This is a genomic window from Paraburkholderia sp. BR14374 (assembly GCF_040948685.1).
Taxonomy (GTDB): domain Bacteria; phylum Pseudomonadota; class Gammaproteobacteria; order Burkholderiales; family Burkholderiaceae; genus Paraburkholderia; species Paraburkholderia youngii.
In genome coordinates this window covers 86,681-108,522 of record NZ_JBFPKF010000018.1, presented here as the reverse complement: position 1 = coordinate 108,522, position 21,842 = coordinate 86,681, and the positions used below count along the sequence as shown (strand labels likewise).

Sequence of the window (21,842 nt, the reverse complement as noted above, 5' to 3'; positions counted from 1 at the left end):
ATTGACTATCAGGAGCGAATAATGCAACTCAATCCCTCTGAGATCAGCGAGCTGATCAAGAGCCGGATCCAGGGCCTTGAAGCGAGCGCAGACGTTCGCAACCAGGGCACCGTGATCTCCGTGACCGACGGTATCGTGCGTATCCACGGTCTGTCGGAAGTGATGCAGGGCGAAATGCTCGAATTCCCGGGCAACACCTTCGGTCTGGCGCTGAACCTCGAGCGCGACTCGGTCGGCGCCGTGATTCTGGGTGAATACGAACACATTTCGGAAGGCGACATCGTCAAGACGACGGGCCGCATTCTCGAAGTGCCGGTTGGTCCGGAACTGCTCGGGCGTGTGGTCGACGCGCTCGGCAACCCAATCGATGGCAAGGGCCCGCTCAACGCGAAGATGACCGACGCAATCGAAAAGATTGCACCGGGGGTGATCTGGCGTAAGTCGGTTTCGGAACCGGTCCAAACCGGTCTGAAGTCGATCGACTCGATGGTGCCGATCGGCCGTGGCCAGCGTGAGCTGATCATCGGCGACCGTCAGTGCGGCAAGACCGCAGTCGCAGTCGACGCGATCATCAACCAGAAGGGCAAGAACCTCGTCTGTATCTACGTCGCGATCGGCCAGAAGGCTTCGTCGATCATGAACGTGGTGCGCAAGCTCGAAGAATCGGGCGCGCTCGAATACACGATCGTCGTCGCCGCTTCGGCTTCGGATTCGGCCGCAATGCAATACCTCGCGCCGTACGCCGGTTGCACGATGGGCGAATACTTCCGCGATCGCGGCCAGGACGCGCTGATCGTTTATGACGACTTGACCAAGCAGGCTTGGGCATACCGTCAGATCTCCCTGCTGCTGCGCCGCCCGCCGGGCCGTGAAGCTTACCCGGGTGACGTGTTCTATCTGCACTCGCGTCTGCTCGAGCGTGCTGCTCGCGTCTCGGAAGAGTACGTCGAGAAGTTCACCAACGGTGAAGTGAAGGGCAAGAGCGGTTCGCTGACGGCACTACCGGTCATCGAAACGCAGGCAGGCGACGTGACCGCATTCGTTCCGACGAACGTGATCTCGATTACCGACGGCCAGATCTTCCTTGAAACCGACCTCTTCAACGCAGGTATCCGCCCGGCAATTAACGCTGGCGTGTCGGTGTCGCGCGTGGGTGGTGCGGCTCAGACGAAGGTCGTGAAGAAGCTGTCGGGCGGTATCCGTACCGACCTCGCGCAGTACCGTGAACTCGCTGCGTTCGCGCAGTTCGCATCGGACCTCGACGAAGCGACCCGCAAGCAGCTCGAGCGCGGCCGCCGCGTGACGGAACTGCTGAAGCAGCCGCAGTATCAGCCGCTGCAAGTGTGGGAACTGGCTGTGTCGCTGTTCGCAGCGAACAACGGCTATCTCGACGACCTCGAAGTTGCCCAAGTCCTGCCGTTCGAGAAGGGCCTGCGCGATCACCTGAAGTCGAGCCATGCTGACCTGGTCAAGCGTATCGAAGATACCAAGGAACTCTCGAAGGACGACGAAGGCCTGCTGCACACGGCCGTCAAAGACTTCAAGAAGTCCGGCGCGTATTGATCCGCGAGTGATCCGCAAGGCATAAACGGACCTTGAAGCGGCGCGGGCCGCATGCGAATGCTCCCGCGCCGCTTCGGCCGCTTTGCATGGGACCCGAGTAAGCGCTGAGGCGCTAACTCGGGCCGACAAAGGAGCAAGCAATGGCTGGAATGAAGGAAATTCGCGGCAAGATCAAGAGCGTGCAAAACACGCGCAAGATCACGAAAGCGATGGAGATGGTGGCCGCATCAAAGATGCGCCGCGCTCAGGAGCGCATGCGCGCTGCTCGCCCGTATGCCGACAAGGTCCGCGACATCGCCGCGCACATGAGCCGTGCGAACCCGGAGTATCGTCACCCGTTCATGGTGTCGAACGAAGGCGCAAAGGCGGCCGGTATCATCCTCGTCACGACTGATAAAGGTCTTTGCGGCGGGATGAACACCAACGTGCTGCGCGCGTCGCTGCAGAGGTTCAAGGAACTTGAAGGTCAGGGCAAGACGATCGAGGCAACCGCGATCGGCAGCAAGGGTCTGGGCTTCCTGAACCGTCTGCAGGCGAAGGTCGTGTCGAACGTCGTGCATCTGGGCGATACGCCGCATCTGGAAAAGCTGATCGGCGCCGTGAAGGTGCAACTCGACCTGTTCTCGGAAGGCAAGATTTCGGCGGTGTACCTCGCGTACACGCGCTTCGTCAACACGATGAAGCAGGAGCCGGTGATCGAGCAACTGCTGCCGTTGTCGGCGGACCAGTTCGAGCGCACGGAAGAAGACGGTACGACGCCGAGCACGCAGTGGGACTACATCTACGAGCCGGATGCGCAAGCAGTGGTGGACGAACTCCTGGTGCGTTATGTCGAAGCGCTGGTCTATCAGGCCGTCGCGGAAAACATGGCATCGGAGCAGTCGGCCCGCATGGTCGCGATGAAAGCCGCTTCGGACAACGCGAAGACGGTCATCAGCGATCTGCAGCTCGTGTACAACAAGAGCCGTCAGGCCGCGATCACGAAAGAACTGTCGGAAATCGTCGGTGGAGCGGCGGCCGTCTGACCTCGGTCAGACAGGTCGTTGCGTGTGCGCCCGAGCGGCGCACCCATCGGAGAAACTGCGCCTTTGCGCGAGTGAAGAATTGAGTATCTAAAGGAAAAGCGATGAGTACTACTGCTTTGGTAGAAGGCAAGATCGTACAGTGCATCGGCGCGGTGATCGACGTGGAATTTCCGCGTGAATCCATGCCGAAGATCTACGACGCGCTCATTCTCGAAGGTTCGGAGCTGACGCTCGAAGTCCAGCAGCAGCTGGGCGACGGCGTGGTCCGTACCATCTGTCTGGGTGCTTCGGACGGTCTGCGCCGCGGCACGATCGTGAAGAACACGGGCAACCCGATTAGCGTGCCGGTCGGCAAGCCAACCCTCGGCCGTATCATGGACGTGCTGGGCCGTCCGATCGACGAAGCCGGCCCGATCTCGAGCGAAACCACGCGTGCGATCCACCAGAAGGCTCCGGCGTTCGACCAACTGTCGCCGTCGACCGAACTGCTCGAAACCGGCATCAAGGTTATCGACCTGATCTGCCCGTTCGCAAAGGGCGGTAAGGTGGGTCTGTTCGGTGGCGCCGGTGTGGGCAAAACCGTGAACATGATGGAACTGATCAACAACATCGCGAAGGAACACGGCGGTTACTCCGTGTTCGCCGGTGTGGGCGAGCGTACCCGCGAAGGGAACGACTTCTATCATGAAATGAAGGACTCGAACGTTCTCGACAAAGTCGCGCTGGTGTACGGCCAGATGAACGAGCCGCCGGGCAACCGTCTGCGCGTTGCGCTGACCGGTCTGACGATGGCCGAGCACTTCCGTGACGAAGGCCTCGACGTGCTGTTCTTCGTCGACAACATCTACCGTTTCACGCTGGCCGGTACCGAAGTGTCGGCACTGCTCGGCCGTATGCCGTCGGCAGTGGGCTATCAGCCGACGCTGGCTGAAGAAATGGGTAAGCTGCAAGAGCGGATTACGTCGACCAAGACTGGCTCGATTACGTCGGTGCAGGCCGTGTACGTCCCTGCGGACGACCTGACCGACCCGTCGCCGGCTACGACCTTCGGCCACCTGGACGCAACCGTCGTGCTGTCGCGTGACATCGCTTCGCTCGGTATCTACCCCGCGGTGGACCCGCTCGATTCGACCTCGCGTCAGATCGACCCGCACGTGATCGGCGAAGAGCACTACTCGATCACGCGCGGCGTGCAGCAAACGCTGCAGCGCTACAAGGAACTGCGCGACATCATCGCGATTCTGGGCATGGACGAACTCGCGCCGGAAGACAAGCTCGCCGTCGCGCGTGCTCGTAAGATCCAGCGTTTCCTGTCGCAGCCGTTCCACGTCGCTGAAGTGTTCACGGGTTCGCCGGGCAAGTACGTGCCGCTGAAGGAAACGATCCGCGGCTTCAAGATGATCGTCGAAGGCGAGTGCGATCACCTGCCGGAGCAAGCGTTCTACATGGTCGGCACGATCGACGAAGCCTTCGAAAAGGCCAAGAAGATCCAGTAAAGGTCGGGTGTAACGAAGCGGGCGCGGGCCTCGCGCATCACGACTGCCAAAACGGTAGTGTTGAGCAAAGCCAGCGTCTCTTATTACGCTCAACCCGCCTTGCATGGGACGGGGGTCAGCACAAAGCGCTAACTCTCGTCGACAGGAGTCGACACATATGGCAACCATTAAAGTAGACGTCGTCAGCGCGGAAGAGGAAATCTTCTCGGGCCAGGCGAAGTTCGTCGCGCTGCCAGGCGAAGCGGGTGAACTCGGCATTCTGCCGGGCCACACGCCGCTCATCACACGGATCCGTCCGGGTGCGGTGCGCATCGAAGTTGAAAACGGCGAAGAAGAGTTTGTGTTCGTCGCCGGCGGCATCCTTGAAGTCCAGCCGGGCGCAGTGACGGTTCTCGCCGACACCGCGATTCGTGGCAAGGATCTCGACGAAGCCAAGGCCGAAGACGCACGCAAGCGTGCGGAAGAGGCGCTGCAGAACACGGGTTCGAACCTCGAGTACGCGACCGCACAAGCGGAGCTCGCGTACGCGACCGCACAACTCGCGGCAATCCAGCGTCTGCGCAAGCTGCGCGGCCAGCACTAAAGCAGCACGTAGCAGAAGAAAGCAGCCCACGCGGCTGCTTTTTTTTGATATCTGGTTGACGTTTACGTAAAGGACGGCAAAATCCATGAGGGTGGAGACATAGGCGTCGGTCGGCTCGATGCGGTGCGGGTAAGACTTGATGCCGGCCCGGTACGCGCCGGTGCACAATCGATTTCAAATTCATTTCAATCGAGCGCGCTCGCGCTCACGGAGACAACACCATGGCAACGCATAGCTCGGGCGAAGGTGCGCTCATCGAACCCGCAGATGGACTGTCGTACGTGCGCGGGTCGACTGAAAATCCGTTGAGCGAAGCGACCGTCGGCGAGTTTCTGCGCGACACCGCGGCGCGCTTTCCCGAACGACCGGCCGTGGTGTTTCGCGAGCAGCGCATTCGCTGGACGTGGAGCGAATTCGCGCAAGAAGTGGACGTGCTGGCGTCCGGGCTGCTTGCACTCGGCATCGCCAAGGGCGACCGCGTAGGCATCTGGTCGCCGAACCGCGTCGAGTGGCTGCTGACGCAGTTCGCGACCGCGCGTATCGGCGCGATCCTCGTCAATATCAATCCGGCCTACCGGCTCGCGGAGCTCGAATATGCGCTGAACAAGGTCGGTTGCAAGGCGATCATCACCGCGGAGCGCTTCAAGACGTCGATGTACCTCGAGATGCTGCAGGAGCTTGCGCCCGAACTCGCGACGCAGCCGCCGGGCGAACTGCATGCCGCGCGGCTGCCGGAGCTGCGCTACGTGATCCGCATGTGCGACACGGAGACGCCAGGCATGCTGAGCTTTTCCGATGTGATCGAGCGTGGGCGCGCGTCGTTCGACGTCACCCGGCTCGATGCGATCGGCGCGACGCTGTCGTGCCGTGAACCAATCAACATCCAGTTCACCAGCGGCACAACGGGCAATCCAAAGGGCGCGACGCTGACGCATCGCAACGTCGTGAACAACGCGCGCTATATCGCGATGGCGATGCGGCTCAGTGAGCAGGACGGCCTGTGCATTCCAGTGCCGCTGTACCACTGCTTCGGGATGGTGCTGGCGGTGCTCGCATGCGTGTCGGTCGGGGCGAAGATGGTGTTCCCGGGCGAGGGCTTCGATCCCGCCGCGACGCTCGCCGCGACAGCCGAGGAAAAATGCACCGCGCTGCACGGCGTGCCGACGATGTTCATCGCCGAACTCGACCATCCGACCTTCGCGTCTTACGACTTCTCGCGGCTGCGCACCGGCATCATGGCGGGCTCGCCGTGCCCGATCGAGACGATGAAGAAGGTCGTCTCGAAGATGCACCTGAGCGAGATCACGATCGCCTACGGCATGACGGAAACCAGCCCGGTCTCGTTTCAAAGCTCGACGACCGATCCTCTCGATAAGCGGACGACGACTGTCGGGCGCATCCAGCCGCATCTCGAAGTGAAAATCGTCGATCCACTGGGCAATATCGTCCCGGTTGGCGAAACCGGCGAGCTATGCACGCGCGGCTACTCGGTGATGCTCGGTTACTGGGGCGACGAAGCGAAGACGCACGAGAGCATCGTCGACGGCTGGATGCATACGGGCGACCTTGCGACGCTCGACGGCGAAGGCTATTGCAACATCGTCGGCCGGCTGAAGGACATGCTGATTCGCGGCGGCGAAAACATCTATCCGCGCGAGATCGAGGAGTTTCTGTTCCGCCATCCGAAGATCCAGAGCGTGCAGGTCTTCGGCGTGCCCGATACCAGGTACGGCGAAGAAGTATGCGCGTGGATCGTGCTGCGGACGGGTGAACAGGCAACGGCAGAAGAGATCCAGCAGTTCTGCCACGGACAGATTGCGCACTACAAGGTGCCGCGATATATCCGCTTCGTCGACGAACTACCTATGACCGTGACCGGCAAGGTACAAAAATTCGTGATGCGCGAAAGCATGATCAGCGAATTGAAACTCAGAGAGGACAAGACGGCATGACGCTGCCGCGGCAGGCTCCGCAGCCAAACATGAGCAATGGGCAAGGAGTAGAACCGAAGTTGCGCGGCGGACATTCGTCGCGCGCAAACGTTTGAGCAGACGAAAAAAAAGCGGGCCTGGAGCCCGCTAAAAACCACACGCTACGGGGTTAGCGCGAGGAGACCAATGATGGGACGGTTATGCCGACGACCCTGCGTCGATCACGGCCCCAGCAGGGATGCCCCTTCACAGGGCTTCGGCAACCGCCGACCGGCAAGTGCATCGTATCCGCTCACACCACGCACACAGCCACATCCGTGTTGAAACCGTTGAGGGCATTGTGGGCGAATTAACCTACGAAGGCGGTAACAAAGTGTTTCAGGTTGTAACGCCCGCCAGACAAGGCGTTGCGGGATTTATTGCCAAAATAAAAGCGTATGAAACGTAGTTTTTACCGATGCCTGCGACGCGGTTCCAGAAGCATGATTGACGCCAGCCATGACGCACATCGCAGTATAAATTCGGTCATTCATCAGCGCGAAATAGTTGCATTTGCAGCTTTCGAGCGACGAAGTTCCTGCGGAACAAGCACTGCGACTATGCCCCGAAATATTCGCAAACCGGCGAAAATCCGCGCTGCAATGCAGCGACACGAAGCCGCGTGCGCGACTGATTAAAAAGGGGCGCATGTCTTCCTCATAGAGCTGATCCGGCAGTTATTACAGCTCGAAGACGTCGCCCTTCGTTACATCCTCGCCGATGCGACACCTTCAGGCCCGCGCAAACCGCCCTTGCCGCAATTAGTTAGCAACTGACGGCCCGGCACGGACACGGCCGGCTTACTTCAACCACTTGTCCGAAACAGCCTGATACTCGCCGGTCGCTCGGGCGAGGTGCAGCCACTGATCGACGTATTGCTGGAACGCGACGTCGCCGCGCGGCAGCAGCCATGCCTTCTCGCCGTACTGAAACGGCTTGTCCGGATGCACCGAGCATAGGCCGGGATTGAGCTTCTGCTGTAGCAAGGTCTCCGACGCATCCGTCACCATCACGTCCGCCTTGCCCGCGAGAATCTGTTTGAAGATCGTCACGTTGTCCGGATAAACGGTCACGTTCGCGTGCGTGAAGTATTGCTTCGCGAACTTCTCGTTGGTGCCACCCGGGTTGACGATCACTCGCGTGGACGGTTGATCGATTTGCGCGACCGTCTGATATTTGTTGACGTCGTCGCAACGGACGATCGGCGTCTTGCCGTCGATCATGTAAGCCTGAGTCAAGAACGCATGCTTCTGGCGCTCGAGCGTCGGCGACACACCGCCGATGCCGATGTCGCACTTCGCGACGAAGTCGTTCATCAGGTTCGACCACGACGTCTTGACGAACTCGACCTTCACGCCGAGCGACTTCGCGAGCGACTCGGCCATGTCGATATCGATGCCCTCGAACTGGCCATCGCCTTTGTAGAACGAGTACGGCTTGTAGTCGCCGGTCGTGCAGGCGCGTATCGTGCCGCGGTTGATGATGTCGTCGAGCCTGGACGGCGCGGCCGCGGCGCCTTGGGCGTTGGCCACGCCGACCTGCATCAGGACGCCGGCGAGCGCGCCGAGCATTGCGAGTGCTGCCTTCTTCATCGAGTCTCCTGGTGGTGTGTAGTGTGTAATTCATCGGTAAAGCTGTCGGATAGTAGCTTGGCAGCGCGGGCTTGAACATCGGCCGTTCAGCCAGGGTGACCGGGGCAGCAGAAGACAGCGACCCGAAGCCGTACACGCAGTGGCGGCCGGCAAGTGGCGGAGGTGCGCCCGAGCTGCACTTCGCCCGCTTCCCACGACGCGCCGTCGCAACGTCGATTACCCCGCGATGCGCGATGACCGCGGCCGCCTCCGGTAAAATGCTCTTTTGCCCTCAGCCCTCCAGTCGCACGCAACGTGGCCCATCAACTCCTGAACGACACTTTCCTGCGCGCGCTGCTGCGCCAGCCCACCGACTACACGCCGATCTGGCTGATGCGGCAAGCTGGCCGCTATCTGCCGGAATACAACGCCACGCGCGGCCGCGCGGGCAGTTTCCTCGGTCTCGCGAAGAATCCGGCTTTCGCGACGGAAGTCACGCTGCAGCCGCTCGATCGGTATCCGCTCGACGCCGCGATCCTGTTCTCCGACATCCTAACCGTGCCCGACGCGATGGGCCTCGGCCTCGATTTCGTCAACGGCGAGGGGCCGAAATTTGCCCGTCCGGTGCGCACCGAAGACGACGTCGCGCGCCTCGCGGTGCCGGACATCGACGCGACACTGCGCTACGTGACCGACGCCGTGCGTGAAATCCGCTCGGCGCTAAAGGACGCGCAAGGCCGCCAGCGGGTGCCTTTGATCGGCTTCTCGGGCAGTCCGTGGACGCTCGCGTGCTACATGGTAGAAGGCGGGGGCTCGGCGGACTTTCGCACGATCAAATCGATGCTGTACGCGCGTCCCGATTTGCTGCAGCGGATTCTCGAGATCAACGCGCGCTCGGTCGCGGCGTATCTGAACGCGCAAATCGAAGCCGGCGCGCAAGCAGTGATGATTTTCGACACATGGGGCGGAGCGCTCGCCGATGGCATCTACCAGCGCTTTTCGCTGCGCTACATCGAGCAGGTGGTCAGTCAGCTGAAGCGCGAGCACGACGGCGAAAAAGTGCCCGTGATCGCCTTCACGAAGGGCGGTGGCCTGTGGCTCGACGATATCGCCGCGAGCGGTGTCGACGCGGTGGGCCTCGACTGGACCGTGAATCTCGGTAAGGCGCGCGAGCGTGTCGGTAACAAGGTGGCGCTTCAGGGCAACATCGATCCGTCGGTGCTGTTTGCACCACCCGCCGCTATCCGCATGGAAGCGCGCGCGGTGCTCGACAGCTTCGGCAATCATCCCGGCCACGTTTTCAACCTGGGTCATGGCATTTCGCAGTTCACGCCGCCAGAGCATGTTGCCGAGCTGGTCGACGAAGTGCATCGTCACAGCCGCGCGATTCGTAGTGGTGCACATACGCCCTCGTGAGACTGTAATCGTTACCGTTTCGTGTTGCATTGCAGCGAATTGGGCTCTGGGCCTAAGGACCGTAGTTCCTCGAAGAGGCCGTCAGATGGTGGTCTTACGAAAGTCAAGAGTTGACTTATGCACACTTCGCACGCTGCGGCGCAGTAGAGGCTTTAATCGTGGCAGGACCCTTGCACATAGCCGGCGCATTTAATCTGAGCCTTGTCGGGCAAGGCTTTGCGGCGCGCGGGATGAAATGTGCGGAATCCCACACAAGGCCGTCGCTAGGCCATTTGCGGCCCGCCGAAGCGAAGTTCTCAACAAAGTTATCCACAGGGCCACGCGCCGAGCGGAATTGTTCAGCCGAATCCAAAACTTAGCGGTGAAATTAAGGTTTTACTTTAACTTCGACGGTATCGCCTACCGCGCGAGCCACCGCGCGCCGCGATTTGGCCTCGTGCCGGCTCGTCCTCAGCGCCTCGCCGAGTGAACGAAGTGTTCGTCCGCGTCGCGCTCGATCATCCGCTGCCGACCTTGTTCGACTACCGCTGCGGCACATCCGAGGCGGCTGTCGTGGGCGCGCTCGTCAGCGTTCCGTTCGGTAAACGGCACGTGGTGGGGCTGATCTGCGAGGTGGTCGCTCACAGCGAGGTGCCCGCCGAACGCCTGCGGGATGTGGATAAGGTCTGCGCGTCGTGTCCGCCGGTGTCGGCGCATTGGCTCGCGCTCGCCGGGTTCGCCGCGGACTACTATCAACGCAGTCTCGGCGAAGTGGCGCTGCCCGCGCTGCCGCAGGCGCTGCGCGACGCGTCGCGCTGGTCGCGGCTGTTCGCGCCGGAAGAGCGCTATCGGTTGACGCCTGAGGGCCGCACGGCATTGCCTGACACGTTGCCGGCCCGCGCGACGGCGCTCCGAGCGCTCGCGCAAGCACTCGCGCAAGCCGACTTCCTGCTCGCCGCCGACGCCCGCGCGCTGCATCCGAAAGCGCTGGCGACACTCGACACATGGCAGGCCGCTGGCTGGGTGACGCTCGACGTGATCGACGCCGCCGCGGTGCCCGCCGCCGCTTCGCTGCCGGACGCGCCCGCGCCGGTCCTGCCGACCCTCACCGACGAGCAGGCGAGTGCTGTCGAAGCTATCCGCGCCGCCGACGGCTTCGCGCCGTTCCTGCTGCACGGCGTGACGGGCAGCGGCAAAACCGAGGTGTACCTGCGCGCACTCGCCGCGATTCTGGCCGCCAGGCCGGATGCGCAAGCGCTCGTGCTGGTGCCGGAAATCAACCTGACGCCGCAGTTCGAGGCGGCGTTCCGTGCCCGCTTCGCCGCGCTCGACGCCAGCGCGATCGTCACGCTGCACAGCGGCCTCGCCGAAGGCGAGCGCGCCCGCAACTGGTTCGCCGCCCACACCGGCCGTGCTCGCATCGTGCTCGGCACACGGCTCGCGGTACTCGCGTCGCTGCCGCGGCTGGCGATCATCGTTGTCGACGAAGAGCACGATCCGGCCTACAAGCAGCAGGAGGGCTTGCGCTATTCGGCGCGCGATCTCGCGATTTATCGGGCGAAACAGCTCGGTGTGCCGGTCGTGCTCGGCTCGGCGACGCCATCGCTCGAGAGCTGGTGGCAGGCCGATCAGGGCCGCTACAAGCGGCTCACGCTGTCGCGCCGGGCCGTCGCCGACGCCGCGCTGCCGGCCGTACGCCTGATCGATCTCGAAGACGAGCGCCGCCGCGGGCGGGCGTCGATCGAAGGCTTGTCGGGTCCGTTGATCGCCGCGATCAAGGCGCGGCTCGAACGCGGCGAGCAGAGTCTCGTGTTCCTGAACCGACGTGGCTACGCGCCGCAACTCGCCTGCGACGCGTGCGGCTGGGTGGCCGGTTGTCCACGCTGCAGCGCCTACGTCGTGCTGCACAAGCCCGAGCGCGCGCTGCGCTGCCATCACTGCGGCTGGGAGTCTCGTATCCCGCGTTCGTGCCCGGAGTGCGGCAACGTCGACATCGCACCGCTCGGGCGCGGCACGCAGCGCGTCGAGGAAACGCTCGCCAGCGCGGTTCCGGGCGCCCGCGTGCTGCGTATCGATGCCGATAGCACGCGCCGCAAAGGCAGCGCGCAGGCGTTGTTCTCCGACGTGCACGCGGGCGAGGTCGATATTCTGGTCGGTACACAGATGATCGCGAAAGGGCACGATTTCCAGCGCGTGTCGCTGGTAGGCGTGCTGAATGCCGATACCGCGCTGTTTTCGCATGATTTCCGCGCGAGCGAGCGCCTGTTCGCACAGCTTATGCAGGTGAGCGGCCGCGCGGGCCGCGCTGGTCTGCCGGGTGAAGTGCTGGTGCAGACGCGCTATCCGCGCCACGCGCTGTATCACGCGCTGGGCCGTCACGACTACGTCGGCTTCGCCAACTCGACGCTCGCGGAGCGACGCGACGCGCACCTGCCGCCGTTCGTCTATCAGGCGCTGCTGCGAGCCGAAGGCCGCACGCTCGAAGCGGCGCTCGCGTTCCTGCAGCAGGCCGCCGCCGAGCTTGCGCAGATTCCGGCCGCCGAGCGTGTCACCGTATACGACGCGGTGCCGCTCACGATCGTCAAGGTGATGCACGTTCATCGCGCGCAGCTGCTGATCGAAAGCGCGTCGCGCGCCGCGCTGCAGGCCACGTTGCGTGCATGGCAGCCGCTGTTGCGCGCGCTCAAGGGCGTGCTGCGCTGGAATCTCGAAGTCGATCCGCTCGACATCTGACGCCACGGCCTAGGTGACGCCGGCCTTACTTCTTTGAGTCATATCCATAGAGCGAATGATCGTTTCGCTTTGCGATAGCGCTCGCCTATATTCGCCAAATCGGCGCATTTTGCGGCTAAACGACAATAATTTCGCGCCGATGCCACTCAACTTTCTCGGGGCATCTGCAATGAGCGACACCCATCATCCCGCACCGGCGGGCGCCGCACCGGCTCATCGGCAAGGTACACAAGACGCGCAAACCGCACGAGGCAGCGGCTTTTCGCTGACCGAAGACTGGCTCGCCGCTGGCGTGGGCCTGCTCGTGATCGTGATTGCGTGGGCGCTGTTCGCGTCGGGCAGCAGCATCAAGTGGCTCGCGGTCGCGCCGGCCAAATGGTCGAGCGTCGCGCAGGCCGCGCAGGACATCGGCAAACATCTACCCAACTACGTCGCGCTGTTCGCGACATTCGCGGTGCTGTTCGGAGCGAGCGTCGCTCTGCTCAGGCAGCGCGTCGGCGCGTTTCTCGCGGCGTTCGTCGTCGTATTCGTCAGCTCCGCGCTGATCCTGACGCTCGGCGCGTGGGTCGACGCGTCGAAGTACAACCTCGAGCCGCCGTTGGTTGCGCTCGCGCTCGGGCTGCTCGTGTCGAACCTGTTCACGCTGCCGCAGTGGCTCGGGGCGGGGTTGCGCGTCGAGTTTTACATCAAGGTCGGTATCGTGCTGCTCGGCGCGACGCTGCCGTTCACGTTGCTCGTGTGGGCCGGGCCGGTTGCGGTCGTGCAGGCGAGCATCGTGTCGTTGGTGACGTTCTTCGTGATCTTCTTCGTCGCGCGCGCGTTCGGGCTCGATCGGCGCTTTGCCGCCGTGCTCGGTGTCGGCGGCGCAGTGTGCGGCGTGTCGGCGGCGATCGCGATTGCCGGCGCGGTACGGGCAAAGCGCGAGCAGGCGTCGGTCGCGATCACGCTGGTCGTCCTGTGGGCGATCGTGATGATCTTCGTGCTGCCGTTCGTGTCGCGCTCGCTCGGCCTGTCGACGGCCGTCGCCGGCGCCTGGATCGGCACCTCCGAATTCGCCGACGCCGCGGGCATCGCCGCCGCCCAGGCCTACGGCGATTTCGCGCGGCACGCAGGCGGCGCGATCGCCGGCGCGCCGGAAGCGTCGTTGCAGGCGTTCACGCTGATGAAGGTGGTCGGCCGCGACATCTGGATCGGCATTTGGGCGTTCGTGCTCGCAATCGTCGCGACGACGCGTTGGGAAGCGCAGGACAGCGGCGTCACCGCGCGCGCGAATGCCGGTGAGATCTGGGCGCGTTTCCCGAAGTTCGTGATCGGTTTCGTGATCGCGTCGGCGTTGGTCACGTGGATCGCGAGCCATTATTCGCTCGCCGACTACCGCAAGGTCGTCACGCCGGAGTTCGTCGCGCCGATCACGGTGCTGCGCACGTGGGCGTTCACCTTCTGCTTCCTGAGCATCGGTCTGACGACGCGCTTCCGCTCGCTTGCGACGACCGGTCTGAAGCCGTTCCTCGCGTTCACGGCGGGCGTTGTGGTCAATATCGCGATCGGCTATGCGCTGTCCGCGCACGTGTTCGCGTCGTACTGGAACAGCCTCGGATAATGCCCGTGAAGGTTTCCAAGGATCGTGGCGCGGCGGGCACGCCGTGCTGCGCCGGATGCCGGCATCGCGTGAGGGAACGGGACGCGCTCGAGCAGCGTATTGCAGGGCTTGTCGCGTTTAGTTCGGGGTTCGGCGCGAGCGTCGCCGATAGCAGGCTGTGTCGTCTGCACGACCAGCTGGTTTCCCCCGGCGATGTCTGTACGCAGTTCGAGCCCGTTGCGCCGTCGCTCGGGCCGCGCTGACCCATAAGCGATCTTCAGGCGCCAAGCTCCGCGCACCAATCCAGCTGCACGTTCCCACATCCGCGCGCGTCCGGCTTCATGAGCCGTCGCGCGGGCTCCCCCCGATCTCAGTCGTTCAGCGCGTTTCGCGTATCGCCCGCCGATCCACGCGAGGCCGCGCTTGCCTGTTTGCGCTCGTCTTCGCGCGGATTCGAGCTTCTGGTCGCGCCTCGAATGAAAAACACCGCACAAGCCGCGCACATCATCCAGATGCCCAGTATTACCAGCCACTTTTCCATCACACCAACCCTCGGGAACCCCGTTTATCTTTTCTGCGCGCCCTGAAACCGACGTTTCCGGCCGTCCATCGTCATGCTTCTGTATATCGGCGCGCGAAGTCGTTTGATAAGGCTTATTTCAAAAAGAATCACGCCAGGGAAAGTACCGATCGAAAACACCACGGTCCGACTCGCGCTCGCCGCCCGGAAAGCCCCGTCCCACAAGGCTCGCGGCATGGTGCAACCAATCTGTCGAATTGGTTGCACCTTTTTATTTGTAGGCGTACGATTCGCCCAACTTTTAGTCTTTCGCCAGGCTCGCGCCCGGTATCAAAGAAGGAAACATGGCTAGCACCACCCTTGGCGTCAAGGTCGACGACCTCCTGCGTTCCCGGCTCAAAGATGCCGCCACCCGCCTCGAGCGCACCCCGCACTGGTTGATCAAGCAGGCGATTTTCGCCTACCTCGAAAAGATCGAGCACGGCCAGTTGCCGGCCGAACTGTCGGGCGCAACCGGCACGGCCGATCTCGCCGACGGCGCGGCGGTCGAGAACGAGGAAGATGGCGCGTCGCATCCGTTCCTCGATTTCGCGCAGAACGTGCAGCCGCAGTCGGTGCTGCGCGCGGCGATCACCGCCGCGTATCGCCGCCCTGAACCCGAATGCGTGCCGTTCCTGCTCGGCCAGGCGCGTCTGCCGGCCAACCTCGCGGGCGACGTGCAGGCGATGGCTGACAAGCTCGTCGAAACGCTGCGTACGAAGAGCAAGGGCGGTGGGGTCGAAGGACTGATCCACGAATTTTCGCTGTCGAGCCAGGAAGGCGTCGCGCTGATGTGCCTCGCCGAGGCGCTGCTGCGCATTCCCGATCGCGCGACCCGCGACGCGCTGATCCGCGACAAGATCAGCAAGGGCGACTGGAAATCGCACGTCGGCCAGGCGCCGTCGCTGTTCGTCAACGCGGCGACCTGGGGTCTGATGATCACCGGCAAGCTGGTGACGACCAATAGCGAGACGAGCCTGTCGTCGGCGCTTACGCGGCTGATCGGCAAGGGTGGCGAGCCGCTGATCCGCAAGGGCGTCGACATGGCGATGCGCCTGATGGGCGAGCAGTTCGTCACCGGCGAGAACATTTCCGAAGCGCTCGCGAACAGCCGCAAGTACGAGGCGCGCGGTTTCCGCTATTCGTACGACATGCTCGGCGAAGCGGCCACCACCGAGGCCGACGCGCAGCGCTACTACGCCTCGTACGAACAGGCGATCCACGCGATCGGCAAGGCCGCGGGCGGCCGCGGCATCTACGAAGGCCCGGGCATTTCGATCAAGCTGTCGGCGCTGCATCCGCGCTACTCGCGCGCGCAGCAGGAACGCACGATGAGCGAGCTGCTGCCGCGCGTGCGTTCGCTCGCGATCCTCGCGCGCCGCTACGACATCGGCCTCAATATCGACGCCGAAGAAGCCGACCGCCTCGAACTGTCGCTGGATCTGCTCGAAGCGCTGTGCTTCGATCCGGAACTGCAAGGCTGGAACGGGATCGGCTTCGTCGTGCAGGCGTATCAGAAGCGCTGCCCGTTCGTGATCGACTACATCGTCGATCTGGCACGTCGCAGCCGTCACCGCATCATGGTGCGGCTCGTTAAGGGCGCGTATTGGGATACGGAAATCAAGCGCGCGCAGGTCGATGGCCTCGAGGGCTATCCGGTCTACACGCGCAAGGTCTATACCGACGTGTCGTACCTCGCCTGCGCCAAAAAACTGCTCGGCGCGCCCGATGCCGTCTATCCGCAGTTCGCGACGCACAACGCGCACACGCTGTCGGCGATCTATCACCTCGCCGGCAACAACTACTACCCCGGCCAGTATGAGTTCCAGTGCCTGCACGGCATGGGCGAGCCGCTGTACGAAGAAGTCACCGGCCGCGACAAACTGAACCGCCCGTGCCGCGTGTACGCGCCGGTCGGCACGCATGAGACGCTGCTCGCGTACCTCGTGCGCCGGCTGCTCGAAAACGGCGCGAACACGTCGTTCGTGAATCGCATCGCCGACGAATCCGTCGCGATCAAGGACCTGGTCGCCGATCCGGTCGAGGAAGCGTCGAAGATCGTGCCGCTCGGCGCGCCGCACGCGCGCATTCCGCTGCCGCGCAATCTGTACGGCGCCGAGCGGCTCAATTCGATGGGTCTGGATCTATCGAACGAGCATCGGCTCGCGTCCCTGTCATCGGCGCTGCTCGCGAGCGCGCATCATCCGTGGCGCGCGGCGCCGATGCTCGAAGACAACCAGATCGCCGTCGGCGCTGGGCGTGACGTGCGTAACCCGGCCGACCATCGTGATCTCGTTGGCACGGTCGTCGAAGCGACGCCGGAGCACGTGAGCGCCGCGCTCGGTCATGCGGTGGCCGCCGCGCCGATCTGGCAGGCGACGCCGGTCGAGGCGCGCGCCGATTGCCTCGCGCGTGCCGCCGATCTGCTCGAAGCGCAGATGCACACGCTGATGGGACTCGTGGTGCGCGAAGCGGGCAAGTCGCTCGCCAACGCGGTCGCGGAAATCCGCGAGGCGATCGACTTCCTGCGCTACTACTCGGCGCAGATCCGCGACGAGTTTTCGAACGACACGCATCGGCCGCTCGGTCCGGTGGTCTGTATCAGCCCGTGGAATTTCCCGCTGGCGATTTTCATGGGCCAGGTGGCCGCCGCGCTCGCGGCCGGCAACACGGTGCTCGCGAAGCCGGCCGAGCAGACGCCGCTGATCGCAGCTCAAGCTGTGCGGATTCTGCGCGAAGCGGGCGTGCCGGCGGGCGCGGTGCAACTGCTGCCGGGTAATGGCGAGACGGTCGGCGCCGCGCTGGTCGCCGATCCGCGCACGCGCGCGGTGATGTTCACCGGTTCGACCGAAGTCGCGCGTCTGATCAACAAGACGCTGTCCGGCCGACTCGATCCGGATGGCAAACCGATCCCGCTGATCGCCGAAACCGGCGGCCAGAACGCGATGATCGTCGACTCGTCGGCGCTCGCCGAGCAGGTCGTCGCCGACGTGCTGCAATCGTCTTTCGACTCCGCTGGTCAACGGTGTTCGGCGTTGCGCGTTCTATGTCTGCAGGACGACGTTGCGGACCGCACGCTCGAAATGCTGACCGGCGCGATGCGCGAGCTCGCGCTCGGCAACCCGGACCGGCTGTCGACCGACGTCGGCCCGGTGATCGACCTCGACGCCAAGCGCGGCATCGATGCGCACATCGCGGCGATGCGCGACAAGGGCCACAAGGTGGAGCAACTGCCGCTGCCGGAAGGCGCGACGCAAGGCACTTTCGTGCCGCCGACGCTGATCGAGCTCGACAGCATCGACGAGCTGAAGCGCGAAGTGTTCGGCCCGGTGCTGCACGTGGTGCGCTATCGCCGCAGCCAGCTCGACAAGCTGCTCGAACAGATTCGCGCGACGGGTTACGGTTTGACGCTCGGCATTCACACGCGCATCGACGAAACGATCGCGCACGTGATCAGCCGCGCACACGTGGGCAACATCTACGTGAACCGAAACGTGATCGGCGCGGTGGTCGGGGTGCAGCCGTTCGGCGGCGAAGGGCTGTCGGGTACGGGGCCGAAGGCCGGTGGCGCGCTGTATCTGCAGCGCCTGCTCGCGACCCGTCCGGCTGGTTTGCCGAAGTCGCTCGCGAAGGCGTTGGTGGTCGAAGTGCCGCAGGCGGCGCAGGCAGCAGAAAAGGGCGACAATCCGGCGGCCGCGCTGACTGCGTTGCGCGACTGGCTGATCGCCGAGCGCGAGCCGCAGCTTGCCGCGCGTTGTGACGGCTATCTGTCGCATGTGCCGGCGGGCGCAACCGCGGTACTGTCGGGGCCGACGGGCGAGCGCAATACATACACGCTGGGCCCGCGCGGCACGGTGCTGTGCATCGCATCGACGGCGAGCGGCGCACGCGTGCAGTTCGCGGCGGCGCTGGCTACGGGGAATCGTGCGTTGTTCGAAGGCGCGGCCGGTGAACAATTGGTCTCGCAATTGCCGGCGTCGCTGAAGGCGCATGCGAGCGTGAAGAAGAGCGCCGACGCACCGTTCGACGCCGTGCTGTTCGAAGGCGACAGCGACGAGCTGCTCACGCTCGTGAAAGAGGTCGCGAAGCGCGCGGGGCCGATCGTGTCGGTGCAGGGCGTCGCGGCCCGGGCGCTTGCGAGCGGCGAAGAGGACTACGCGCTCGAGCGTCTGCTGACCGAGCGCTCGGTCAGCGTCAATACCGCGGCGGCAGGCGGTAATGCGAATTTGATGACGATCGGTTGAGCGAACCTCGGCGATTTCTTCAATAGAAAGGAAGCGGGCACGGCGACCCCGACACCGCTTCATCCACACCTGGTATCAAGGAGAAGCTATGCAACACAAAATGAAACAGCTGGCAGGCGCAGCTCTGGTTGCCGCTATGTCGCTGGCGGGGACGGCCAACGCTCAATCGACGGAAGACGTGAAGATCGGCTTCGCTGGTCCGATGACGGGCGCACAGGCGCACTACGGCAAGGACTTCCAGAACGGCATCACGCTCGCGGTCGAAGAGTTCAACGCGACGAAGCCGGTGATCGGCGGCAAGCCGGTTCGCATCGTGCTCGACTCGGCCGACGACCAGGCCGACCCGCGCACCGGCACGACGGTCGCGCAGAAGCTCGTGGATGACGGCATCAAGGGCATGCTCGGCCACTTCAACTCGGGCACGACGATTCCGGCCTCGCGCATCTATGCGAACGCGGGCATTCCGCAGATCGCGATGGCGACCGCGCCGGAATACACGCAGCAGGGCTTCAAGACCACCTTCCGCATGATGACGTCCGACACGCAGCAAGGCTCGGTCGCAGGCACGTTCGCGGTGAAGAACCTCGGCATGAAGAAGATCGCGATCGTCGACGATCGCACCGCTTACGGCCAGGGCCTCGCGGATCAGTTCGAGAAGGCAGCGAAGGCGGCCGGCGCGACGATCGTCGATCGTGAATACACGAACGACAAGGCCGTCGACTTCAAGTCGATCCTGACCAAGCTGAAGTCGTCGAACCCCGATCTGATTTACTACGGCGGCGCGGATTCTCAAGCGGCACCGATGGTCAAGCAGATGAAGCAGCTCGGCGTGAAGGCGCCGCTGATGGGCGGCGAAATGGTCCACACGCCGACCTTCATCAAGCTCGCCGGCGACGCGGCGAACGGCACGGTGGCATCGCTAGCCGGCCTGCCGCTCGATGAAATGCCGGGCGGCAAGGCGTACGTCGAGAAGTACAAGGCGCGCTTCAACGAAGACGTGCAAACGTACTCGCCGTACGCGTTCGATGGCGCGATGGCGATGTTCAACGCGATGAAGAGCGCGAACTCGACCGATCCGGCCAAGTACCTGCCGGTGCTCGCCAAGACGTCGAAGCCGGCCGTCACGACGGCCAACCTCGCGTACGACGAGCGCGGCGATCTGAAGAACGGCGGTATCACGCTGTACAAGGTCGTCGATGGCAAGTGGACGACGCTGCAAAGCGTGGGCGGCAAGTAAGTTTTTTGCTGAACCCGGTTGACCATAAAAAACCCCGCTTCGGCGGGGTTTTTTGATTGACGGCGCGATTCTCACTCCCCCCGCATCTTCCTCCCCTGCTCACGAATCATCTCGAGCGTCGCCGCGGGCGTGCTCGCTTCCTGCGGCATCCGAATCTCGATCACGGCCGGCAGCTGCGATTCGATCGCGCGCTGCAACGCCGGCAGAAAGTCCGCGGTACGTTCAACGGTCTCGCCATGCGCACCGAACGACCGCGCAAATGCCGCGAAGTCCGGATTCGTGAGACCGGTGCCATGCACGCGATGCGGATAGTGCCGCTCCTGATGCATGCGGATCGTGCCGAAATGGCTGTTGTTGACGACGATGAACAGCACGCGCAGGTCATACTGCATCGCTGTTGCCAGTTCCTGCGCGGCCATCATGAAGCAGCCGTCGCCGGCGAGCGCGACCACCGCGCGTTGCGGATACAGCGACTTTGCCGCGAGCGCCGCCGGCACGCCGTAGCCCATCGCGCCGCTCGTCGGTGCGAGCTGCGAACGGAAGTGTCGATATGAGAAATGTCGATGCAGCCACGTCGCGTAATTGCCCGCGCCGTTGGTGACGATCGCGTCTTCGGGCAAGTGCGCGCGCAATTGCTCGACCACTTCCCCCATCTGCACGTCGCCGGGAGTCGGACGCGGCTTGCGCCATTCCAGATACGCGCGATGCGCTTCTTCAGCGGCACCCGCCCAGGCGAGCTTGCCGGACGTCGACGGCTTCAGTTCCGCCAGCATCGCCGTGAGTTCAGGCATGCCGGAGACAATCGGCAGATCGGCCGCATAGACGCGCCCCAGTTCTTCCGCACCCTGATGCACGTGCACCAGCGTCTGTTTCGTCTTCGGGATGTCGAGCAGCGTGTAGCCGTTGGTCGTAGCTTCGCCGAGGCGCGGACCGAGCGTGAGCAGCAGGTCCGCGTCGCGAATGCGCTGAGCGAGCGCGGGATTGACGCCGAGACCGACGTCGCCCGCATAGTTCGGATGCTCGTTGTCGAAGGTGTCCTGGAAGCGGAACGCGAGGCCGATCGGCAACTGCCAGTTTTCGATGAAGCGCCGCAGGTCCGCGCATGCGGCCGCTGTCCAGCCGCTGCCGCCGGCGATTACCATCGGCCGTTGCGCGCCTTCGAGCAACTCGCTTAGTCGCGCGATCTGCGCTGCTGAAGGCGATGCGGCCACGCGGTGATAAGCGGGCGCGCCAGGCACCGCGTCGCAGGCATCGCTCAAGACGTCTTCGGGCAGCGCCAGCACGACCGGCCCCGGCCGTCCCGAGGTGGCCGTATGAAACGCATGGCTCAGATATTCGGGGATGCGCTTAGGGTCGTCGATCTGCGCGACCCACTTAGCCATCTGACCGAACATGCGCCGGTAGTCGATCTCCTGGAACGCCTCGCGATCGAGATGTTCGCGCGCGCACTGGCCGATCAGCAGGATCATCGGCGAGGAGTCCTGAAACGCGGTGTGCACGCCGATCGACGCATGCGTCGCGCCCGGTCCGCGCGTGACCAGCGCGACACCCGGACGGCCGGTCAGCTTGCCGACCGCTTCGGCCATGTTCCCGGCCGCGGCTTCGTGACGACAGACGATCGTCTGGATGCGCTCGGTTTCGTCGTGCAGCGAATCGAGCACGGCGAGAAAGCTTTCGCCGGGAACGCAGAACACACGTTCGACGCCGTGCGTGAGCAACGCATCGACGACGAGGCGCGCGCCGGTCGTGCGTGCGGTATGGGAAGCGGAATGGGCAGCGGGAGCATTCGGCAGCGACATTGCGAAGAAGCCTCCTGGCAGTGCGTGAGTGCGTTGTGATGGAGCCGCATCGGCGGAACCTGCAACAGCGGCCGATGGGCGCTTCGAC

At 63.8% G+C, this 21,842-nt stretch carries 13 protein-coding genes; 11 read left to right on the top strand and 2 right to left on the bottom strand.

Annotated features, from left to right (window positions below):
• Positions 1-21 precede the first annotated feature (21 nt).
• From atpA to AB3X86_RS30280, 5 genes are all read left to right on the top strand, one after another.
• On the top strand, positions 22-1,563 hold the full coding sequence (gene atpA / locus AB3X86_RS30300) for a F0F1 ATP synthase subunit alpha (protein WP_018432453.1): 1,542 nt from the start codon (positions 22-24) through the stop codon (positions 1,561-1,563).
• A 140-nt stretch (positions 1,564-1,703) separates the two neighbouring features.
• Complete coding sequence (gene atpG, locus AB3X86_RS30295; protein WP_176125383.1) at positions 1,704-2,588, top strand: F0F1 ATP synthase subunit gamma; 885 nt, start codon at positions 1,704-1,706, stop codon at positions 2,586-2,588.
• 101 nt (positions 2,589-2,689) lie between these two features.
• Positions 2,690-4,084, top strand: a complete 1,395-nt coding sequence (atpD, locus tag AB3X86_RS30290) for a F0F1 ATP synthase subunit beta (RefSeq protein ID WP_176109931.1) — start codon at positions 2,690-2,692, stop codon at positions 4,082-4,084.
• A 157-nt stretch (positions 4,085-4,241) separates the two neighbouring features.
• On the top strand, positions 4,242-4,667 hold the full coding sequence (locus tag AB3X86_RS30285; protein ID WP_008917918.1) for a F0F1 ATP synthase subunit epsilon: 426 nt from the start codon (positions 4,242-4,244) through the stop codon (positions 4,665-4,667).
• Between the two features lie 221 nt (positions 4,668-4,888).
• Entirely contained in the window at positions 4,889-6,619 is a 1,731-nt protein-coding gene (locus AB3X86_RS30280; RefSeq protein WP_368598800.1) for an AMP-binding protein, read from the top strand.
• An 818-nt stretch (positions 6,620-7,437) separates the two neighbouring features.
• Here AB3X86_RS30280 and AB3X86_RS30275 read toward each other — a convergent pair.
• A complete protein-coding gene (locus tag AB3X86_RS30275; protein WP_368598799.1) occupies positions 7,438-8,229 on the bottom strand; it encodes a transporter substrate-binding domain-containing protein in 792 nt (263 codons plus the stop codon).
• Positions 8,230-8,523: 294 nt separating this feature from the next.
• Here AB3X86_RS30275 and hemE point away from each other — a divergent pair, with 294 nt between their 5' ends.
• From hemE to AB3X86_RS30245, 6 genes are all read left to right on the top strand, one after another.
• Entirely contained in the window at positions 8,524-9,624 is a 1,101-nt protein-coding gene (gene hemE, locus AB3X86_RS30270) for a uroporphyrinogen decarboxylase (RefSeq protein ID WP_176380024.1), read from the top strand.
• A gap of 465 nt (positions 9,625-10,089) precedes the next feature.
• The gene (locus AB3X86_RS30265; protein WP_368598798.1) at positions 10,090-12,336 is read left to right on the top strand and encodes a primosomal protein N'; all 2,247 of its coding nucleotides are present in this window, start codon (positions 10,090-10,092) and stop codon (positions 12,334-12,336) included.
• 169 nt (positions 12,337-12,505) lie between these two features.
• Positions 12,506-13,936: a YeiH family protein gene (locus AB3X86_RS30260; RefSeq protein ID WP_368598797.1), complete on the top strand. Its 1,431-nt coding sequence runs from the start codon at positions 12,506-12,508 to the stop codon at positions 13,934-13,936.
• Between the two features lie 5 nt (positions 13,937-13,941).
• Positions 13,942-14,178, top strand: coding sequence for a hypothetical protein (locus tag AB3X86_RS30255; protein WP_368598796.1), 237 nt, complete (start codon positions 13,942-13,944; stop codon positions 14,176-14,178).
• A 601-nt stretch (positions 14,179-14,779) separates the two neighbouring features.
• Positions 14,780-18,718 (top strand): trifunctional transcriptional regulator/proline dehydrogenase/L-glutamate gamma-semialdehyde dehydrogenase, encoded by a 3,939-nt coding sequence (gene putA / locus AB3X86_RS30250; protein WP_368598795.1) that lies wholly within the window; start codon positions 14,780-14,782, stop codon positions 18,716-18,718.
• An 88-nt stretch (positions 18,719-18,806) separates the two neighbouring features.
• Positions 18,807-19,955, top strand: coding sequence for a branched-chain amino acid ABC transporter substrate-binding protein (locus AB3X86_RS30245; protein WP_176109940.1), 1,149 nt, complete (start codon positions 18,807-18,809; stop codon positions 19,953-19,955).
• Between the two features lie 71 nt (positions 19,956-20,026).
• On the opposite strand, the gene AB3X86_RS30240 is transcribed toward AB3X86_RS30245, so the two are convergent.
• Complete coding sequence (locus tag AB3X86_RS30240) at positions 20,027-21,754, bottom strand: thiamine pyrophosphate-binding protein (protein WP_368598794.1); 1,728 nt, start codon at positions 21,752-21,754, stop codon at positions 20,027-20,029.
• Positions 21,755-21,842: the final 88 nt, after the last annotated feature.